15 protein-coding genes are annotated in these 15,631 nt (G+C 43.3%); all 15 read left to right on the top strand.

The window, feature by feature from the left end; translation table 11 throughout:
- The first annotated feature begins 72 nt into the window (after positions 1–72).
- Positions 73–1,476 (top strand): NAD(P)/FAD-dependent oxidoreductase, encoded by a 1,404-nt coding sequence (locus D6855_RS05695; RefSeq protein ID WP_120738931.1) that lies wholly within the window; start codon positions 73–75, stop codon positions 1,474–1,476.
- Positions 1,473–2,525 (top strand): peptidylprolyl isomerase, encoded by a 1,053-nt coding sequence (locus D6855_RS05690; RefSeq protein ID WP_120738929.1) that lies wholly within the window; start codon positions 1,473–1,475, stop codon positions 2,523–2,525. The genes D6855_RS05695 and D6855_RS05690 overlap by 4 nt, the downstream gene beginning before the upstream one ends.
- A gap of 210 nt (positions 2,526–2,735) precedes the next feature.
- Positions 2,736–3,281: a hypothetical protein gene (locus D6855_RS05685; protein WP_120738927.1), complete on the top strand. Its 546-nt coding sequence runs from the start codon at positions 2,736–2,738 to the stop codon at positions 3,279–3,281.
- 30 nt (positions 3,282–3,311) lie between these two features.
- Entirely contained in the window at positions 3,312–4,664 is a 1,353-nt protein-coding gene (locus D6855_RS05680; RefSeq protein ID WP_120738925.1) for an ABC transporter substrate-binding protein, read from the top strand.
- A 78-nt stretch (positions 4,665–4,742) separates the two neighbouring features.
- Positions 4,743–5,633 (top strand): carbohydrate ABC transporter permease, encoded by an 891-nt coding sequence (locus D6855_RS05675; RefSeq protein WP_120738923.1) that lies wholly within the window; start codon positions 4,743–4,745, stop codon positions 5,631–5,633.
- Complete coding sequence (locus D6855_RS05670) at positions 5,633–6,490, top strand: carbohydrate ABC transporter permease (RefSeq protein WP_120738921.1); 858 nt, start codon at positions 5,633–5,635, stop codon at positions 6,488–6,490. The genes D6855_RS05675 and D6855_RS05670 overlap by 1 nt, the downstream gene beginning before the upstream one ends.
- A 31-nt stretch (positions 6,491–6,521) precedes the next feature.
- Complete coding sequence (locus D6855_RS05665) at positions 6,522–8,258, top strand: sensor histidine kinase (protein ID WP_120738919.1); 1,737 nt, start codon at positions 6,522–6,524, stop codon at positions 8,256–8,258.
- Between the two features lie 24 nt (positions 8,259–8,282).
- Positions 8,283–9,047: a response regulator transcription factor gene (locus tag D6855_RS05660; RefSeq protein WP_120738917.1), complete on the top strand. Its 765-nt coding sequence runs from the start codon at positions 8,283–8,285 to the stop codon at positions 9,045–9,047.
- A 175-nt stretch (positions 9,048–9,222) separates the two neighbouring features.
- Positions 9,223–9,708, top strand: a complete 486-nt coding sequence (locus D6855_RS05655; protein WP_120738915.1) for a LytTR family DNA-binding domain-containing protein — start codon at positions 9,223–9,225, stop codon at positions 9,706–9,708.
- Entirely contained in the window at positions 9,692–10,114 is a 423-nt protein-coding gene (locus tag D6855_RS05650; protein WP_120738913.1) for a DUF3021 domain-containing protein, read from the top strand. The genes D6855_RS05655 and D6855_RS05650 overlap by 17 nt, the downstream gene beginning before the upstream one ends.
- Before the next feature lie 30 nt (positions 10,115–10,144).
- Positions 10,145–10,336, top strand: a complete 192-nt coding sequence (locus tag D6855_RS05645) for a hypothetical protein (RefSeq protein ID WP_120738911.1) — start codon at positions 10,145–10,147, stop codon at positions 10,334–10,336.
- Positions 10,337–10,340: 4 nt separating this feature from the next.
- Positions 10,341–11,147 carry a response regulator gene (locus D6855_RS05640; RefSeq protein ID WP_120738909.1) on the top strand — a complete coding sequence of 269 codons (807 nt, stop codon included), beginning with the start codon at positions 10,341–10,343 and terminating at the stop codon, positions 11,145–11,147.
- A gap of 11 nt (positions 11,148–11,158) precedes the next feature.
- Entirely contained in the window at positions 11,159–11,755 is a 597-nt protein-coding gene (locus D6855_RS05635) for an Hpt domain-containing protein (RefSeq protein WP_120738907.1), read from the top strand.
- 37 nt (positions 11,756–11,792) lie between these two features.
- Complete coding sequence (locus D6855_RS05630) at positions 11,793–14,297, top strand: ATP-binding protein (protein WP_120738905.1); 2,505 nt, start codon at positions 11,793–11,795, stop codon at positions 14,295–14,297.
- Positions 14,294–15,601 carry a DUF3798 domain-containing protein gene (locus D6855_RS05625; protein WP_120738903.1) on the top strand — a complete coding sequence of 436 codons (1,308 nt, stop codon included), beginning with the start codon at positions 14,294–14,296 and terminating at the stop codon, positions 15,599–15,601. Before D6855_RS05630 ends, D6855_RS05625 begins: the two co-directional genes overlap by 4 nt.
- The last annotated feature ends 30 nt before the right edge of the window (positions 15,602–15,631 follow it).

Raw genomic sequence — 15,631 nt, 5'->3', positions numbered from 1 at the left:
AGGTATTGAAAGAGCAGTTGACCTTTTTTAGATGTGTGTTATAATAATTTTCCTTTTGGAGGTAATAAATATATGAATACGAATTATGACGTGATAATAATCGGCGCTGGCCCTGGCGGTATTTTCTGTGCCTATGAACTTATGGAAAAAAGACCTGACCTTAAGGTTCTTATGATCGAGAAGGGCAGATCAATTGAAAAGAGAAACTGTCCTAAGCGTATTACAAAGACCTGTGCAGGCTGTCAGCCATGCTCAATCACAACAGGCTTTGCTGGTGCGGGAGCTTTTTCAGATGGTAAGCTCTCTCTTTCTCCTGATGTAGGAGGAAATCTTCCAGAGATCCTTGGATATGACGCAGCTACAAGTCTTATCCATGAGTCTGACGAGATCTATCTTAAGTTTGGCGCTGACACAAGCGTATACGGCGTTGACAAGGAAGTTGAGATCAGAGAGATCCGTAGAAAGGCCATTAACGCTAACCTTAAGCTTGTTGAGTGTCCAATAAGACACCTTGGAACTGAGGAAGGATACAAGATTTATTCACGTCTTCAGGAGCACGTTCTTTCAAAGGGCGTAACCATCGAGTTCAACACAATGGTCAAGGACATCATCGTTGAAGATGGCGTGGCTACAGGAGTTGTAACAGATAAGGGTGAGACTTTTGCAGCCAAAGAGATCGTAAGCGCAGTTGGCCGTGAAGGCGCTGACTGGTTCAAGGATAAGTGCGAGGAGATCGGAATTGAGACCAAGCCTGGCACAGTAGACGTTGGTGTAAGAGTTGAAGTTAGAGACGAGGTTATGCAGTTCCTCAATGAGAACCTCTATGAGGCCAAGCTCATCTACCACACACCAACCTTTGATGACAAGGTTAGAACTTTCTGCACCAATCCTTCAGGAGAGGTTGCAACTGAGTACTACGAGAACGGACTTGCGGTAGTTAACGGACACGCATATAAGGGAAAAGAGTTTAAGACCAACAACACAAACTTTGCCCTTCTTGTATCCAAGAACTTCACCAAGCCTTTCAAGACTCCTATCGAGTACGGCAAAAAGATCGCTGAGCTTTCAAATATGCTCTGCGGTGGCAAGATCCTTGTTCAGACCTACGGCGATTTCAAGCGCGGTAGGAGAACTACAGAGGAGAGACTTTGCAGAAACAACCTGATTCCTACTCTTAAGGATGCAGTACCAGGCGATCTTTCACTGGTATTCCCTCACAGGATCATGGTGGATCTGGACGAGATGATCCAGGCCCTTGATAAGGTAACACCAGGTCTTGCTTCAGACGAGACCCTCCTTTACGGCGTAGAGGTTAAGTTCTACTCCAATAAGGTTATCGTTAACAAAGACTTCGAGACTAGCGTAAAAGGTCTTCGCGCAATCGGCGACGGAGCCGGCGTGACAAGAGGCCTTCAGCAGGCAAGTGCAAACGGACTTTCCGTTGCACGCAGCATCATTAAGGCATTAGAGGCATGAGACGACATTTTAGCGTTATAGCAGTTATGACTGCTTTAATACTAACCCTGTCTGGATGTGCTCCGAAGGAGCTTTTGGACCGGCGCATAGTCTTTACCACAGGCTTTGACGACGGCGTTGTCTTCAGGATCGAGGATGTGTCCTGCTCCCTTCAGGAGGCAATGGTATATCTCGTGAACACCCAGAAGGGTTATGAAGACACCTTTGGTTCTGATATCTGGGGAAAAGAGACTGATGCCGGAACGGTAGAGGACAGGCTAAAGGAATCTGTTCTTGCCAAGCTGGCACAGATAAAAGTAATGAATCTTCTGGCGGCAGAGAACGGCATTGAGCTCAGCAAAGAAGAACTGTCCCTTGCAAAACAGGCTTCTGAGGCTTATTACGAGAGCCTGTCTCAGTCGGATATTGACGCCATGGCAGGTGTTACTCAGGAAGAGATCACCAGCATCATGGAGCAGCAGGCCATTGCCAACAAGCTCTACGACTACATCATAAGGGACATCAATCCTGAGATAAGTGACGATGAAGCGAGAACCATCACGGTTGAGCAGATCCTCATCAAGACCTACTCTGTTGATGAGTCAGGAGAGAAGATTCCTTTTACTGAGAGGGAAAAGAATGCAGCCTACAACCGCATCAGGGATATCCTCAAGAAGATCTGGGCAGATGAGAGCTTTGAAGAGCTGATGGCGGAGTACAACGAAGCTGACGAGGGAACCATCTCTTTTGGCAAAGGCGGAATGGAAAGCGTCTATGAGACAGCAGCCTTCAACCTGGGAACAGAGGAGATAAGCGAGATCGTTGAGACCAGCGAAGGATATGTTCTCATCAAGTGTATCAGTACCTTCAACAGGGAGGAGACTGAGGCCAACAAGGTCAAGATAGTGGACAAGAGGAAAAGAGAAGTCTTCGGAGCCCAGTATGACGCCTTCGTTGCCACACTTACCAAGCAGCTTAACACCAAGCTCTGGGATAGCATCACCTTGAATGAGGATGAACAGGTTTCATCGGCAAACCTTATGGATGTTTACAACGAATACTTTGATTAAGATAGCAAAATGACTAACATTTGGCACTTGTGTAAAAGCAAGTGCCTTTCTTTTTGTACAAAATGTATATAAAAAGATAACAAAGCATTAATTTTCTGTTAAAGAAGTAAAAAATGTGCTTGTAAATGTAAAAGAAATCCATTAATTCTAAATACCCAAAAGAATATATTAGATGTAAGGGAAGGTTATCGTTATTTAGAGGTAATCAGTATGAAAAAATTGTTCATAGAAAAAATCACTTTGGGGATAACAGTTGTTTCTATGGTGGCAATCCTTACAGGATGCGGAAGCCATAAAGAGGAATGGGCTTATAGCCATGACCCGGATGAACCTGTTATTTCTCTATCTGAAAATGGAAAATGTACTTACAAGGGGAATGAGTACACTTTCGACAAGGATGATTCTTTTATCACTCTCACGGATGATAATGGAAACACCATCAAGATGCGCTACCAGATGGATGGCGACAAAATGACCCTGTATGAAGAATCAACATATGAGCTCTGCAGTGAAGACACTGGCACAATAGTAGGTGTCTGGAAGCAGGACAACGGCTGGTCCTACCAGTTCACAGCAAACGGGGAATTTGCTGAGGAGAACATCTTTCACGGACATTACAGCGTTGATGAATCCAGAAACTGCATCAAGCTTATGTACGACGATCCTATTGAGGATGCATATCTCTACTACGCACTTAACGACAGTGGAGACGAGCTAACGGTTGCTTATCCATGGCCTATGGTCAGGGTAAAATAAAAACACACATTTTACAAAGGAGAGAACGTTATGAAAATGAAGCGAGTAGTTTCAGTATTGTTGGCGGGAATAATGACATTATCTCTCGCCGCTTGCGGATCAACCGCACCTGCAGAGCCAGCAGCAGAGCCTGCACAGCAGGAAGCAGCACCTGCAGCAGAGCCAGCAGCTGAGCCAGCACCTGCAGCAGAAGCAACAGAATCTGGCGAACCTATCACACTTAACATGTGGTGTATCGCAACAGAGAGTGACTCAAACCGTCACGCTTATGAAGCAGCTATTGCTGACATGCAGGCTAAGTATCCTGACATCAACTTCACTTGGGAAGCATTTGAGAACCAGTCTTACAAGACAAAGATTAAGGCTGCAGTATCAGCTAACGAGATGCCTGACATCTTCTTCACATGGTCATGTGCATTCCTTGGTGACTTCGTAGACGCTGGCAAGGTTTACTGCCTTGACGACGCTTACAAGAACTGGTCATCAGAGCTTCCAGAGAACATGCTTGGCAACACAACATATGATGGCAAGCACTATGGTGTTCCTACAACAATGAACATCGTAGGTCTCTTCGCTAACATGGACCTTCTTGGACAGGTTGGCTACACAGAGATCCCTGGAACATATGATGAGTTCATCGAGTGCTGCGATAAGCTTAAAGCAGCAGGCATCATTCCTTTCGGATGTGCTGGAAAAGAGACATGGTGTGTAACAGAGTATCTTGAGTCTGTAATCGAGAAGAGCGCAGGCGCTGACACTCTTAACGACATCTTCCTTGGAAGAGCTACATGGGCTAACCAGGATGTAACAGACGCTGTTAACACATTCCAGAGCCTTGTAACAAACGGTTACTTCGATCCTTCAGGAATCGGTCTTACAAACGACGAAGTTAAGAACAACTTCATGGCTGGCAAGTATGCATTCTACATGAATGGTACATGGAACTGCGCAGACTTCGCAGCTAACGAAGAGTTCTTCCCTAAGGTAAAAGTTGGTGAGTTCCCAGTTATCAACGCTGACAAGGCTAAACTCGGACAGCTCATCGGTGGACCTTCAGACACACTTGCAGTTGCAGCATCTTCACCTAACGCTGAGAGGGCTGCTGACTATGCATTCGAGCTTGGTAAGCTCATCTGCCACTATGGATACCTTGATGGATGCGGACTTCCTGCATGGACACCATACGGCGACACATCTTCTGTTAACGAGCTTACACAGACTGTATCTGAGATCGTAAGCAAGGCAGACAACTTCGTACTCTTCGGCGACACAGCTATGAGCGCTGACGATGCAAACACATATCTTTCATATGTTGATCAGGTTTATGGATGCCAGGTTGACGGACAGGCATTTACTGACGGTCTTGCAAAAGACATTAGGTAATATCTAAACTACACATCGGTCCTTCCTGCGTTTCTTCGGGAATACAGAAAGGACCGATTTTTTTGGAAGGTTACAGGTATGAATAAAAAATCGGCGGAAATTCAGAAGGGGATCACAATATTTTTCTTCCTGCTCCCTGCATTACTTTTGTTTATCAGCATTCTGATCGCACCTATCGCTGTTTCTGTTTATAGAAGTACTTATGACTGGAACGGCTTTTCAGAAGGAACATTTATCGGATTTGACAACTATATAGAATTGTTTACCAACGGTTCAATCAAATTCATGACAGGCCTTAAGAACTCAATGATACTGGCTTTCTTCTCAGTATTTGTTCAGCTGCCATTTTCTCTTTTCCTGGCTCTTCTTCTTGGAAGACGTCCTAAGAAAGAGAGATTTTTCCTGTCAGTATTCTTTATGCCTGTCTTGATCTCAACTGTGGTTATCGGCCAATTATGGCTTAAGATATATAACCCTGACTACGGCTTACTTAACAGATTCCTTGAGGCAGTTAATCTTGGAAACTGGAAGCACGTATGGGTTGGAGAAGTTAAGACAGCTCTCTGGTCAATCATTGTACCTACTATCTGGCAGTACATTGGTTACCATATGCTCCTTATGTATGCGGGAGTTAAGGGAGTATCTACAGATCTTCGTGAGGCAGCAATGCTTGACGGAGCATCACCATGGCAGATCGATAAGTATATCGTTATTCCTATCATCAAGCCTATCATCAGAGTTAGTGTAATCTTTGCAGTAACCGGTTCCTTAAAGACATACGACCTTGTAAGGATCCTGACAGAAGGTGGACCATTCCAGACCACTGAAGTTCCAAGTACACTGCTTGAGAACATGCTGTTCTTAAGGAACAGATACGGAATGGGAAGTACCATTTCTGTAATGCTTATTTTGCTCTGCTTTGCATTTGCACTGGCTATAACAGCAATATTTAGGGAGAGGGATGAATAATGGAGAACAACTATCAAGACGCAATCAAAAAATCTAATCCATTCGCCAAAACCCTGATGTATATTTTCCTTGCGTTCTGGGCGCTGGTAAATCTCTTCCCGATCTATTTCATGTTTACATTTTCACTTAAATCTAACGAAGAGATTTTTGGAGCTAATATTGTTGGACTGCCAAGAGAATGGCTCTGGTCCAACTACTCACGTGCCATGGGCACAGGTAACATGGGCCTTTACTTTGTAAACAGCCTTCTTGTTACAACACTTGCCATTGCGATATCTCTTTTCGCTGCTATGATGGCAACTTACGCTATTACAAGAATCCGCTGGAAATATTCCAAGCTTACCAACGCATTCTTTATGCTGGGACTCACCATTCCGATTCAGGCTTCGATTGTTCCTGTTTACGTAGTGTTGTCCAAACTTCACTGGCTCAATAAGTACTCAACACTTATTGTTCCCTACTCAGCATTTGCACTGTCCATGTCAATTCTGATATGTACAGGATTCATGGTAGAGATACCATACGCACTTGATGAGGCAGCCAGGATCGATGGATGTTCACTTACCGGTACTTTCTTCAGGATCATCCTCCCTTTGATGAAGCCTGCTGTGTCAACGGTTGGTGTCTACTCATATCTCCAATGCTGGAACGAGTTCATGTTTGCTAATGTCTTTATCTCAGACTCAGCACATAGAACTCTTCCAGTTGGTATCAAGGCTCTTTCAGGTGCCTACACCACAGACTGGGGCCCAATTGGTGCGGCTCTTGTCATAGCGACATTCCCAACACTGATATTCTACGTGTTCCTTAGCCGCAGAATTCAGGAAAGTTTCATCGCCGGCGCAGTAAAGGGATGAAAACCCTTGGGAAAAGTGTTATCTTTATCCTATGAATAATACTACGAAAAACAAAAAGACGATTTCTCTATCATCAAGACTTCAGAGAGTAATCCTTGGCATTGTCTTAATAGTTACTATTTCTTTCCTTATTGCGGTGTATATCATCACAGAGAAGGAAAGACGCGACTACGCAGTCCGCGAGTCGGAAAGCGTTCTTAGAACTCTTTCCAACAACGTTATAACGGACATAGACAATTACAAGGAACTCTCGAGGCTCATTATGACTGAGAGTCGTCTTGTTTCGTTTTTAAGGGCTGATATGAATGAAGTTGATATCAGCATGATCAACGACGCCAGATACGGGATCATGGACATCCTCAACGTCACAGAGGGTATCGATACTGTTATCGTGATGCGCGAAGACCTGACCATGTTTGGCACAAACAGATTCACCTACACCTACGACTCCGACATCATCAGGAAAACTGCATGGCGCCAGGATATCTACAACAAGAATGGTGCTGCCATTGTTTCCCTTAACACCAACGGAATTGCCAAAAAGACCGGAGATAAGCCTCTTGTAACAATAGGAAGAGCTATCTACGACATCAACTCCCAAAAGCGTCTTGGCATTATGCTTATGAATATCAAGGCCGGGAACTTCGACAAGATGCTCTTTGATCTTAGATCCAACGATATCTGTATTATTGGTGAGGACGGTTCTTATCTTGCCGGCAACAAGGATTATGCCCAGTATTTTGATGAGAACTTTTTGTCAAAAGAGATCGTTCATCAGCCAAAGGTTATCGGCGGAAAGATGGCCCTTATTTCAGGCTGTCAGGTAGCGGATACACCGATAGTTCTTTTAAAGGTTTCAAATGTAGGTAACGAGGGTATTCCCTTTAGAGTTATCTTCGTTCTGCTCCTTCTTCTGGCTGTCCTTGTAAGTCTTGCATTTTACACAGGAATCTTTATCAGGAAAAATATCACTGACCCGGTGTTTATGCTTTCCTCCGCCATGGAGAAAAACAGGTCATCAGGTGAACTTAATAAGATCGATGTTGACGTATCAAGTAGTGAGCTGATGCTTCTTGAGAGCGACTACAACAACATGATCGATCACGTTAACGAGCTTATCGGGCGCCTTATGGAAAATGAGAAAACCCTTCAGAAGGCGGAGATGAGAGTTTTGCAGGAGCAGATCAAGCCTCACTTTTTGTATAACTCCATCGAGACGATTGGATTCCTTGCACTGGATGCAGGTGCGGACAATGTCCATGAAGCTCTGGAAACCATGGGCTCTTTTTACAGGAATTTCCTTAGTAAGGGCGGCAGGGTAATCCCGCTCTCCACTGAAGTAAAGATCGTTAAAGATTATCTTGCACTTCAAAAACTCCGTTATGGAGATATAATAGATGATGAGTACGATATTGAACCATTCACAGAAAATGCCATCGTTCCTAAGCTGACCCTTCAGCCCCTGGTGGAGAACAGTATCTACCACGGAATAAGACTTAAGGGCGAGAAGGGGCTTATCAGTATAAAGAGCTTTAAAGAGGACGACGGCCTTCATATCATAGTCAGGGACACTGGCGTAGGTATGACTGATGAACAGATCGCCAAGATCCTTTCTTTTGAAAAGAAAGACAGGCCAGCGGAAGCTGATGAGAGCTTTGGTCTTTGGGGCACTATCGAGAGGATAAGGATCTATACCGGTAATAAAGACGCCGTGAAGATCCGCAGTGAAGTAGGGGAATTCACTGAGATAGAGATCATCATCCCTTAATATCTCAAGGAGTGGGGACAACTAATGAACAGACCTTTCAGGGTAATGATAATTGATGATGAGGAATCAGCAAGAAAGCTGATGCGTGCGGCCATTAAATGGGACGAGCTGGGCATGGAAGTAGTAGGAGAGGCAGCCAGCGGAGTTGAGGCCATAAACATCATCGACGATCTTAAACCAGACATTGCATTTGTAGATATCTCTATGCCATTCATGGATGGCATAGAGTTTACGGAGATAGCCACAGGCAGATATCCAAATCTTATAATTATCATCATGACTGCCCATGATAAGTTTGAATACGCAAGAAAGTGCGTAAGCATGCCAGTCTTTGACTATATGTTAAAGCCCATGGTAAGAGAAGAGATCACCAAGGTTCTTGAAAGAGTTGTGGTTAAACTTAAAGCAGCTCCTGATTACTGGGAGGAACTTGAAACCAAGGCGATGGTTGGCGGAGACCCTTCTGATAATTCTTCTGACCAGATCAAAAAGTATCTTGATGAGAACTTCACAGATTCCAAGCTGAATCTGGCATTTGTGGCCCAGGAGTTTGGCTTTTCACCAAGCTATCTGTCCAGGAAGTTCAAGCAGGATACAGGGATCAAGTTTGTTGAATACTTAAATGACCTTCGTATGAAGCAGGCACAGAAGCTGGCCCAGAAGGGAACCAAGATGTACTGCACAGCTTCAGAGGTTGGAATCCCGGATCCCAACTACTTTAGCAGATGCTTTAAGAAGTACGCTGGTATGAGTTATTCCGACTACATGGCAGAAAACAGCAAAGGATAAAATATATATAAGATTTGTTAGCACTCACATCTACGGTGAGTGCTATTTTTTTAGGAGTTCACTATGGCCTTTTTGACCGAATAGACAGTGAGAACAACCGAATAGACAGAAAGTGTTTAATAATTTAGGATATTAGTTGAAAATTGTATACATATAAACTGAAAAGGTGGTAAAAATGTCAGACTTACTGGATATCAAGCTTATTATTGATAAAGCCTGTGAAAAGCTCACTGTTACTATAAGAAACAAAGAGCGAAATGATGATGTCGAAGGTGTCATTGCAGCAATAGAGGCCTACGCCAACAAAAAGATTCCTATGATCCCGGCATATTTTAAAAACAGTGTCGTTATGCTTCCACAGGGGCAGATCTTCAGGCTCTACATATCAAACAGAAAGGTGATGATTCGGACCTCAGGCAGAGTGTACGAGGTCAGGAAAAATCTTAGTGAACTGGAAAAAACTCTCGATCAGGACAGGTTTGTGAGGATATCTCAGTCGGAGATCATAAACATCAGAAAGGTAAAGCGTTTTGACTTTTCAGCTGTAGGAACTATCGGCGTGGAGATGGAAAACGGTGAAAGTACCTGGGTGGCCAGAAGAAGGGTCAGGGATGTTAAAAATGTTCTGATGAAAGGAGGCAGCCATGGATCTGAAAACTAAATTTATAATCAGGGCGCTTCTTGGATTCTCTCTGGGAATGGTTATAGGCGCTATTATGTATGTATTGTTTACCGGCGACAACGAGCCTGTAAGAAAAGGGTTTCTGCTCATGCAGTTGTTTGGCTCAGGAATCATGGGTGTTGTAGGAAATGGTGGAGCGATAGTATATGACTTTGAGGACTGGGGACTTGGAAGAGCAACGTTTACCCACTACATTCTGACATTTTTTACCATGCTCTCCATAAGCGAAGTCCTGGGCTGGTTTCCTCATGAAATCCTGTTTTTTGTAGTACTGGCTTTCTCTTTTGTTTACCTTATCATCTGGGGTACGGAGTATTATATCTGGAAAAAAGAGATAAAGCAGATGAACACGCAGCTTGGAGTGCTAAAAGGCGGAACTGAATAAGCAGATCAGCCGCAAATGGGAGAAGAAAATATGACAGATATTAACTATGATGCGATTGGAATAGTGGTGATGCACCTTGGAGGCAACCAGTACCAGGTAAGGTTTGATGACGGCGCTGAACTTGTTGCAACCTGTCAGTCAGACGAAAATGTGCCTGACGGCTCAGGAGTAGGTCTTTTGGCAATTGATGGTGGATGGATCATGCAGGTCTTAAAAGGGTGAAAATATGAAAAAACTAAAGATTCTTGTAACGGGAAAAAACAGAAGGATTGCAACAGACGTATGTAATCATCTTGCAGAGGATAAGGACTATCACGTGATAAAATGCTCTGCCAAGCAGGACGTGCTCTTTGCAACGGTTCCCCAGGAAAGGCCAAGGGTAATAATCATATGTCTTGGAGACGAGACCAAAGAAACCATAAAGACCTTTGATATTCTAAAAGAATGTGCCAAGCTTGGGGCCATCACTCTTATAGTAGTGGCTAACAGTGAGGACAAGAGCCTGTTTATCAAATACACAGGTCTTGAAAAGATGTTCTTCTTATCAAGACCGGTATCTCTTTACATGCTTTATGACAAGCTTGAGGAGGTTGAAAAGAAATATCTTGATGGAGAGGATGATGACGCACTTTTGTCAGAGTACGTAAATCCTGATCCTGACAAGGTACAGCGGAAACACATTTTGGCAGTGGACGATTCAGCTCAGCAGCTTATGCAGATAAAAGAACATCTTAAGGAATTTTATGATGTGACCTTGGTGGGATCGGGAAAAGACGCCTTTAAGCTTTTATCCAAGAGGAAGGTGGATCTTATCCTCCTTGATTATATGATGCCTGATATGGATGGACCTGAGGTTTTCAGAAAGCTTAAAGATGATCCAATGTATGCATATATTCCTGTGATATTCCTTACAGGTGTTACGGAAAAAGATCTGGTAATCAAGACTCTGGTGGATCTTAAGCCCCAGGGGTATGTTGTTAAACCATCCAAAAAATCCGAACTGGTTGCAAAGATAATCGATGTTCTTGGATAGGAGGCATATATATGGATATTTCTTTTCTTGAGGCAAAAGGAATTAATACTAAAGTGGGCATAGAATTTACGGGAAGTAATGAGAAGTATATTTCTGCTCTGAAGCGTTTTTTTACAAGTTATGAAGATAACAATAAGAAAGTACAGGAATTATTTGAAAAGCGAGACTTTGATAACTATGGCATAGTAGTCCATGCCCTTAAGAGTAATTCTAAAATGGTTGGGGCCATGATGCTTTCGGAGGTCTTTGAAAAGCTTGAGATAGCTTCTAAAGAAAGAGATATCCTATACGTAAAAGAGAATCATAATATAATGCTCGCCGAGTACAGGGATTTTGTGGAGCTGATACGGCCTATAGGTGAAGCAGACGTCGCTCCGCCTGCAGACGAGATTGATGGAGAAAAAGCTAAAGAGATTGCTGGCGAGCTCCTGAATGCGTTGGATGATTTTGATGATGAGAAGTCAAAAGATCTTGCTAAAAAGCTGTCTGGTTATCCCTTCAGGCTGACACAAAAGGATCAGCTTGGAAGTGCGATAAAGCATATAGATAACTTCATGTATGACGATGCTGCGGAGATCATAAAGGAAATATCAAAGACTATTGAGTGACAGATGGCAGGGCTTTAATTGAGGGGTAAGCAACTGGATGAAATATGTAAGAATAGCTCTTTCGGTGATGTTGATACTTGTTTTTGGATATATTGTTATCGGATCCTTTGCATTTCCGTTTGATTCACCAAGAAACGGATTTATCTGTGAAGAGCTTCCGGTTAAGTGGTATGCCATCGGCGAGGATGGGTCAAGGCAACTTTTTGAACTTCCAGGGCGAACTGATGGAGATATTGTTCTTGAGGGAACTCTGCCTGGTGCAATTGACAAGGATATCTGTGCTTTGTGCTTTCGCGGTATGGACATGGAGGTCTATATTGATGGTAAGCTGCGGGATGAATTTAAAACCACTGACTACAAATTACTTGGTGATCGCTCAGCGGAGTGTTATCTTTTTACATCCCTGTATCCTGAAGATGCGGGCAAGACTATCAGGCTTGTTTATGAGTATAATTCCGGATTTGTATATGATGTTTACTATGGCACAAGATTAGGCATAGTAATGCAGCTCCTGAAACAATACGGAGCAGAGCTTTACGTGGGCCTTATGATCTTGAGCCTTGGAACGATCTGCCTTGTAGCGTCCATAGTTTATAGGATAATGTATAAAAGATATCTTGAGATGCAGCATTTGTCCATTGGAGTACTTCTTGGTGCATGCTGGGTCATGAGCAACTCTATCTTCAGGCAATTCTATGCCAGGAATATCTCAGTCATGTCTGACATTCCGTTTCTTATGGTGATACTTCTTCCTATCCCATTTACAATTTTTATTGATTCGTTGCAGAAAAAGAGATATACAAAGCTTCTTACTTTTGCGGGTTTTATGGAGATAGCTGTTTTTGTTATCATCATGATCCTTTTTGTGTCCGGAAAGATGCCACTTGTTAAGAGCTTCAATATAGCGGCTGTCAGTTGTCTTGTCTGTATAGGAATAATAGCCAGTACAATCATAAGAGACTCGGGCAAAAAGCTGACTAAGGACTATGAGTATGTTGCAGTTGGTTTTGCTGTTCTGGCACTTGCCGGGATAGGACAGATCTTTGCTTATCTGTTTGCTCACAATGGAGTTTTCTCCGGACTTCTTATGGCTACAGGACTTTTGGGATTTCTTATATGCGCGGCTATTCATACGATTAAGCAACTTATTGGAATCAGGTTATCGGCCAGTGAAGCAATGATTGCCAACAAGGCAAAAGACCAGTTCCTTGCAAATATGTCTCATGAGATCAGAACACCACTTAACGGAATTCTTGGTATGGATGAGATGATCATAAGAGAGAGCAGAGAGTCCAGGATAAAACAGTATGCACTTGAGATTAAAAGCGCAGGAAATACTCTTTTGTCCATAATCAACGATATCCTTGATATGTCCAAAATCGAGTCAGGCAATTTTGAGATCGTTCCCATAGACTATGATACGTCATCAGTTCTAAATGATGTCCTTAATATGACCCGCCCGAGGGCACAAAAGAAAGGACTTGAGTTTAACTTTGTTGTGTCTGACAACATACCTTCGATCCTTAATGGTGATGAAATAAGGATCAGACAGGTGACGCTTAACATTATAAACAATGCCATCAAGTACACAAAAGAGGGAAGTGTTAACGTTGACATCTCTTCAAGGGAGATCATGATGGGTAATTACATTGAGCTTGTTATAAGCGTCTCTGATACCGGAATGGGAATAAAGGATGAGGACAAAGATAAGCTCTTTAAGAGTTTTCAAAGGCTGAATGAAAAGGAAAACCGAAATATTGAAGGGACCGGACTTGGCCTTCATATTACTCAAAGTCTCCTTGAGATGATGGATGGCAGGATCGACATTGAAAGTGAGTATGGAGTTGGCAGCACTTTTACGATCACGGTTCCGCAAAAGGTCGTAAAAAAAGAACCTATTGGCGATTTTTCCAATGCTGTCAAAAACTATCTCGATAATATCGAGACAGAAGAAGTGGCATTATATGCCCCTGGTGCAGCAATACTTGTTGTTGATGACAATGCCATGAATCTCGAAGTAATGGAGGGGCTTCTCGGCGACACAAAAATGCAGGTTGACCTTGTGGGATCCGGTGCTGAATGCATAGAAAAGGTGTCGGAAAAGAAATATGACTGTATTTTACTGGATCAGATGATGCCCGGTATGAGCGGAGAGGAAACGCTTGTAAAGATGAAGGAGATGGATATTTTAAAAGGTACTCCAGTAATTGCCCTTACAGCAGATGCCATAATGGGTGCCAAGGAAAATTATATCCAGAAAGGCTTTACAGACTATATCAGCAAGCCTGTAAAATACTCCGTTTTGGAGCAGTCATTAAAGGAATATCTACCAAAAGAAAAACAGCTGATCCCGGACAGAAACGCAGATCTTCCTGTGGTGCTCTTGTGGGGTAATGACTCGGATCAGCTTAAGATTGAAAAGGAAAAGCTTGAGAGCATATACAAATGTGTCTGCGTTGTTGGAGAAAAGGCGAGAGACAAATATCTTGAAAAACATCAGCCGGATGGTATCATGCATGTTTTTAGCAAGGAGGCTACATGAATAGAAAACATTTAGCAATATTACTCGTAACGACCATAACAATAGTACTTATGGGATGTGGTGCAGGCAGCAGTGATGCTGTGTCAACGGATAATAGTGGTGAAATGGAGCAGGATGTCTCTACAGAGGATACCTCTGGAAAAAGCAGTGATGAGCTTTTGATGGCGACAACAGATGGAAATGGTGATGGCGACTCTTTTCATATTGGCATTGTGACTGGCTCATACTCCCAGTCAGAGGATGACAGGCGAGGTGCAGAGGCCTTCCAGGAGAAGTACGGAGAAGAAATGGTTACTCTTGCTATCTATCCGGATAATTTTACTGAGGAGCAGGAAACCACGATTCAGATCATGGTAGGACTTGCTGAGGACCCTGATATGAAGGCGATAGTTGTCAACCAGGCAGTAGACGGAACCTGCGAGGCTTTTAGGCGGATTCATGATATGAGGCCTGATATTCTGTGTATTGCGGGGGAAGCCTATGAAGATTTTTCAGACATAGGGCAGGTAGCAGATCTTGTTGTAAATTACGACTTTATAAGTAGAGGATATCTGATGGTACACACAGCTCATGAGCTTGGATGTGATACCTTTGTCCATGTTTCTTTCCCGAGGCATCTTTCCTATGAGTCTGTGTCAAGGCAGGTGGCTATAATGAGAGCTGCATGCAACGAATTTGATATGACTTTTGCAATGGAAGAAGCGCCGGATCCCACCACGGAAGTGGGCGTCCCTGGGGCTCAGGAATTTATTCTGGAGCATGCACCTGAGTGGGTTTCAAAATATGGACAGGCTTCAGCATATTTTTGTACCAATGACGCACACACGGAACCGCTTATAAAAAGTCTGCTTGAAAATGGAGGATACTTTATAGAAGCAGATCTTCCTTCGCCGCTCATGGGATATCCTGGCGCTTTGGATCTTGACTTTACCGGAGAAACAAATGATTTTGAGAAAATACTTGGGACAGTTGAAGATGCTGTTGTACAGGCTGGTGGAGCAGACAGATTCGGAACCTGGTCCTATTCTTATGGGTATACTTCTTCTGCCGGGCTTGCTGAGCACGCCAGGAATGTGATACTTGGCGATAGCAAAATTGACAGCATCGAAGATCTTTCCAAGGCGTACAATGTTTTTTCGCCAGGAGCAAGCTGGAATGGTTCTGGCTATACGGACGCTGAAACAGGTGAAAGATCAGACCATATTTTCCTGATCTATCAGGATACATACATTTTTGGTGATCCCGGTCGCTATATGGGGACCACAAGCGTTGAGGTTCCAGAAGAGTATTTTACCATCAAGTGATAATGTCAGCTTGGTCTAAGAGGACTGTGA

The sequence above is a fragment of the Butyrivibrio sp. CB08 genome (assembly GCF_003625485.1).
In the GTDB taxonomy this organism is placed as follows: domain Bacteria; phylum Bacillota; class Clostridia; order Lachnospirales; family Lachnospiraceae; genus Butyrivibrio.
This window is presented reverse-complemented; position numbering and strand designations above follow the sequence as displayed.

Bases quoted from the DNA above. Each gene is read 5' to 3' on its own strand.
- D6855_RS05695 (WP_120738931.1), top strand. From the start codon at position 73: ATGAATACGAATTATGACGTGATAATAATCGGCGCTGGCCCTGGCGGT.
- D6855_RS05690 (WP_120738929.1), top strand. From the start codon at position 1,473: ATGAGACGACATTTTAGCGTTATAGCAGTTATGACTGCTTTAATACTA.
- D6855_RS05685 (WP_120738927.1), top strand. From the start codon at position 2,736: ATGAAAAAATTGTTCATAGAAAAAATCACTTTGGGGATAACAGTTGTT.
- D6855_RS05680 (WP_120738925.1), top strand. From the start codon at position 3,312: ATGAAAATGAAGCGAGTAGTTTCAGTATTGTTGGCGGGAATAATGACA.
- D6855_RS05675 (WP_120738923.1), top strand. From the start codon at position 4,743: ATGAATAAAAAATCGGCGGAAATTCAGAAGGGGATCACAATATTTTTC.
- D6855_RS05670 (WP_120738921.1), top strand. From the start codon at position 5,633: ATGGAGAACAACTATCAAGACGCAATCAAAAAATCTAATCCATTCGCC.
- D6855_RS05665 (WP_120738919.1), top strand. From the start codon at position 6,522: ATGAATAATACTACGAAAAACAAAAAGACGATTTCTCTATCATCAAGA.
- D6855_RS05660 (WP_120738917.1), top strand. From the start codon at position 8,283: ATGAACAGACCTTTCAGGGTAATGATAATTGATGATGAGGAATCAGCA.
- D6855_RS05655 (WP_120738915.1), top strand. From the start codon at position 9,223: ATGTCAGACTTACTGGATATCAAGCTTATTATTGATAAAGCCTGTGAA.
- D6855_RS05650 (WP_120738913.1), top strand. From the start codon at position 9,692: ATGGATCTGAAAACTAAATTTATAATCAGGGCGCTTCTTGGATTCTCT.
- D6855_RS05645 (WP_120738911.1), top strand. From the start codon at position 10,145: ATGACAGATATTAACTATGATGCGATTGGAATAGTGGTGATGCACCTT.
- D6855_RS05640 (WP_120738909.1), top strand. From the start codon at position 10,341: ATGAAAAAACTAAAGATTCTTGTAACGGGAAAAAACAGAAGGATTGCA.
- D6855_RS05635 (WP_120738907.1), top strand. From the start codon at position 11,159: ATGGATATTTCTTTTCTTGAGGCAAAAGGAATTAATACTAAAGTGGGC.
- D6855_RS05630 (WP_120738905.1), top strand. From the start codon at position 11,793: ATGAAATATGTAAGAATAGCTCTTTCGGTGATGTTGATACTTGTTTTT.
- D6855_RS05625 (WP_120738903.1), top strand. From the start codon at position 14,294: ATGAATAGAAAACATTTAGCAATATTACTCGTAACGACCATAACAATA.